Source organism: Methylovulum psychrotolerans (assembly GCF_002923755.1).
In the GTDB taxonomy this organism is placed as follows: domain Bacteria; phylum Pseudomonadota; class Gammaproteobacteria; order Methylococcales; family Methylomonadaceae; genus Methylovulum; species Methylovulum psychrotolerans.
Genome location: NZ_PGFZ01000048.1, coordinates 1 through 3,094 on the forward strand (window position 1 = coordinate 1; position 3,094 = coordinate 3,094).

Consider the following 3,094-nt stretch of genomic DNA (forward strand, 5'->3'; position numbering starts at 1 on the left):
TGTTGGGTGGCGAGCGAGTGACCAGGACGGCTGGGGCAGCCGAAGGCATAAGCGGTCGCGTGATTTTTGCTGATTGACCGGCAAGGATGCCGAAGCAATCTTTCGCAAAAATAGCGACTCCCCTTAAGCCCGATTTATGTGGCTTCCGTAGCCCACTATAACCTAGTCCGCATCCATGCTTTTGACGATGGCAACGGCAGGGGGGCTAGAATCTTTATGAACCTGGTCTTATTGAAAAGCGGTTTTTTTCCGGCAGTGGTCAGGCTCGAAAAAAAGCGAAAATACCTGGAAGCCTTGTCAGAAGCCGATAAGGGCGACTTGCTCCCCTTTATCCGTTTCATATGCACCGAACTGATAGAAACCTATGAAAAGGTCATCCATGACCTCACTTTCAGGAATTAGGCCAGCGAATTATAGGGCTAAAGCCAATCAGGATAAAAAATATGCTTAAACGCCCGCCCGCGCGCGCCGGTAGTGCCGCAAATATTTGCAAAAGCTGAGCTTGGCCTGATTGGCGGACAAAACTAGCCCGCCAAATTGATAAATTGCCGGTGAGCGGGCAGTGTCCGTCCGGCGAGTTGCCCCTTACGGATCATGTGGGCGGTTTCTATCCCGTCGAGTGTGGCCTGTGCGGAATGGAAGGCTTTGGACCCCAACATTGGCCCAGTGATTTTCTTATACCCAAAGGGCACAAGTAAACCGGTGATCCTGTTCCACCCAGTTATTGAGGTATTTGACTTGGCAAATATCAATGGACAGGCACAGCAACCCGGCAAGCACCAGCAGGACATTGATGTTTTCAAGCCCGGCCAGGTTAGTGCCGCTTTTCTCCATGACCACTTTTGTGGGCAGGCCGTTGCCGTCAATGGCCTGCCTGAAGAAGGCGGTGGCGGCCGCTTCGTCGCGGCGTTCGGAGAGCATAAAGTCGACGGTGTCGCCAAATTTGTCCACCGCACGGTACAGGTAGGTTCATTCGCCTTTGATTTTGATGTACGTCCCGTCCATACGCCAAGAGGCGGCAACCGTCCGTTTGCTGCTTTTTGCCGCCAAGGCGATCAGTGGCGAATAGCGGACAACCCAGCGGTTAAGGGTCGCATGATCCACGGTGACACCGCGCTCCGCCAAAATTTCTTCCAGGTCGCGGTAGGAAACGCCATACCGGACATAGAAGAAAACCGCATGGAGGATAACATCTTTCGGATAGTGGGCGCCTTTAAAGCTGATCTTCATAGTCTGAAAACGAAAATTGGCGGATTATCCCCCAAAATTGAAAAGTTTGCGACATAACTGGGCTAAGCCACCATAAAATCTGCCGCAGTCATCGCCAGCCCTTTGCCGAGAATGGCGATCTGCACCGCCGCCGCCGCGCCGCTGCCGTCACTGTCGTAAGACAGGCCGCCGGACGTGGTGTTGTAGAGGATATGGTCGTTGCCGTCCACCACGCCGCCGTTGCCGAGGATTTTTAACTGGTCGGTGGTCAGTACATCAACGCTTAAGGTGGTGAAGATAGTGTGCGCCAGTTGGACAGTGTCATCGTCGACGTTAAAGTCGGTGACGGTGTCGATGTTGCTAAGGCTTGGGGCTGTGCTGAAAACGAAGCTGTCTTGGCCTAAGCCTCCTGTCAGGCCAAGCTCAGCTCTTGTAAATATTTGCGACAAAACCCATAAAAGTGGGCTAAAAACTATTTGTTAGATGTATTGCAGTCTTCTATACAATTATGTATATTTATCCGACATACAGAGGAGTTTTACCATGCCCCAGGCACAAACGAGAGAAATGGTTTCCGTTTCCATCAACATCCGCGCCAAGGCCAAGCAGCGCGACCTGATCGACCAGGCCGCCGACCGCCTCGGCCGCAGCCGGTCTGATTTCATGCTGGAAGCGGCTTGTCGGGAAGCGGAAGCTGTTTTGCTCGACCAAACCTTCTTCACCGTCGATGAAGCGACCTTTGCCCAATTTCAGGTGCTGCTCGATAAGCCTTTGCCGGCCACCGACAAGCTGCGCCGGTTACTCAAGACGAAAGCGCCCTGGGAGCAATGATCGCGCCCGATCTCACACCACCGGCCCCGATCACTGTCGGCCTGGAACTGTCGAACTTTGACAGCGGCGAATTCTCCCTAAACGAATGGCTCAAAAGGCGTGCGTTCAAGAACCATGCGGCTGGGGCTTCGCGCTGTTTTGTCGTCTGTGCCGGTACGGAGGTTATTGGCTACTATAGCCTGTCGGCGGGGGCGGTCAGCCATGAGGCCGCACCCAAAGCCATGCGGCGCAACATGCCAGACCCGTTGCCCGTCCTGCTCCTCGGTCGGCTTGCCGTCGATAAGCGTCACCACAACCGGGGCATCGGGCAGGCCATACTGCGTGATGCGATGCTACGCGCGGTCAATGTCTCCGGCGACGCGGGCGTGTTCGCTCTTTTGGTCCATGCGCTTTCTGACCCGGCCAAGCAATTTTATCTGTCACGCGGTTTCGTGGAATCGCCTTTGCAGCCGATGACCCTCATCATGACGCTTGAAACCGTCCGCTCAATCTTGGCAGAACCCGACTAATAACAAATCAAGCCGTTACCAGCTTCGCCTGCATCGGTAGGCCATCGTTGAGGGAACGACGAGTCTCTCTGCCTCTTTCGGGTTGAGACAATAACAGTTATAACTTCACGTCGCACTTGTTTAAATGCACCCACAGATTATGGGAATAGCCCCAGTTGCGGCCTAAACCTACCGCCTTATGGGCATCATTGTTTGTTTATCCCGTTATCAAAGTACGGGCAGCCGTCCGTGTGGCGGCGGGCGCGGCTCCCGCATCCGCCGTGTTTACAAGATCAGTTTAATTCCAATTACACTTTTAGTTTAACGGACGCGGCCGCGTCCGTTAAACTAAAAGTGTAAATAACCGATGCCCTACAAAACAGGCGGATAGGGCCGCCTGTTTACACGTTTACTTTAACGCATTTAAATGAAAAGCGTAAAAAAAACGCGGGTTGAAATGACGGCTTAAAAAATGTGCTTAAAGGCCCGCCCCGCGTCCGCCGCATTTACAAGACTGGTTTAATTCCGATGACACTTTTAGTTTAACGGAAGCGGCCGGAACGGCA

4 protein-coding genes and 1 pseudogene are annotated in these 3,094 nt (G+C 53.4%); 3 read left to right on the plus strand and 2 right to left on the minus strand.

All coding sequences use genetic code 11. The features are described 5' to 3' along the window. The first annotated feature begins 138 nt into the window (after nt 1–138). Nucleotides 139–402, plus strand: a complete 264-nt coding sequence (locus tag AADEFJLK_RS23320) for a Fic family protein (RefSeq protein ID WP_103975999.1) — start codon at nt 139–141, stop codon at nt 400–402. Between the two features lie 122 nt (nt 403–524). On the opposite strand, the pseudogene AADEFJLK_RS23325 reads toward AADEFJLK_RS23320, so the two are convergent. Continuing rightward, nucleotides 525–1,230, minus strand: a pseudogene (locus tag AADEFJLK_RS23325) (IS6 family transposase). A 62-nt stretch (nt 1,231–1,292) separates the two neighbouring features. Further along, a complete protein-coding gene (locus AADEFJLK_RS23330) occupies nt 1,293–1,658 on the minus strand; it encodes a hypothetical protein (RefSeq protein WP_103976000.1) in 366 nt (121 codons plus the stop codon). 94 nt (nt 1,659–1,752) lie between these two features. Between AADEFJLK_RS23330 and AADEFJLK_RS23335 the strand changes: the two genes are divergently transcribed. Together AADEFJLK_RS23335 and AADEFJLK_RS23340 are read left to right on the plus strand one after the other, a co-directional pair. Then, nucleotides 1,753–2,040 (plus strand): type II toxin-antitoxin system TacA family antitoxin, encoded by a 288-nt coding sequence (locus tag AADEFJLK_RS23335; RefSeq protein WP_103976001.1) that lies wholly within the window; start codon nt 1,753–1,755, stop codon nt 2,038–2,040. Further along, the gene (locus AADEFJLK_RS23340) at nt 2,037–2,549 is read left to right on the plus strand and encodes a GNAT family N-acetyltransferase (RefSeq protein WP_103976002.1); all 513 of its coding nucleotides are present in this window, start codon (nt 2,037–2,039) and stop codon (nt 2,547–2,549) included. The genes AADEFJLK_RS23335 and AADEFJLK_RS23340 overlap by 4 nt, the downstream gene beginning before the upstream one ends. Nucleotides 2,550–3,094 lie beyond the last annotated feature (545 nt).

Excerpts from the sequence above, each read along its gene's own strand:
- AADEFJLK_RS23335 (WP_103976001.1), top strand. The coding sequence starts at position 1,753 with ATGCCCCAGGCACAAACGAGAGAAATGGTTTCCGTTTCCATCAACATC.
- AADEFJLK_RS23340 (WP_103976002.1), top strand. The coding sequence starts at position 2,037 with ATGATCGCGCCCGATCTCACACCACCGGCCCCGATCACTGTCGGCCTG.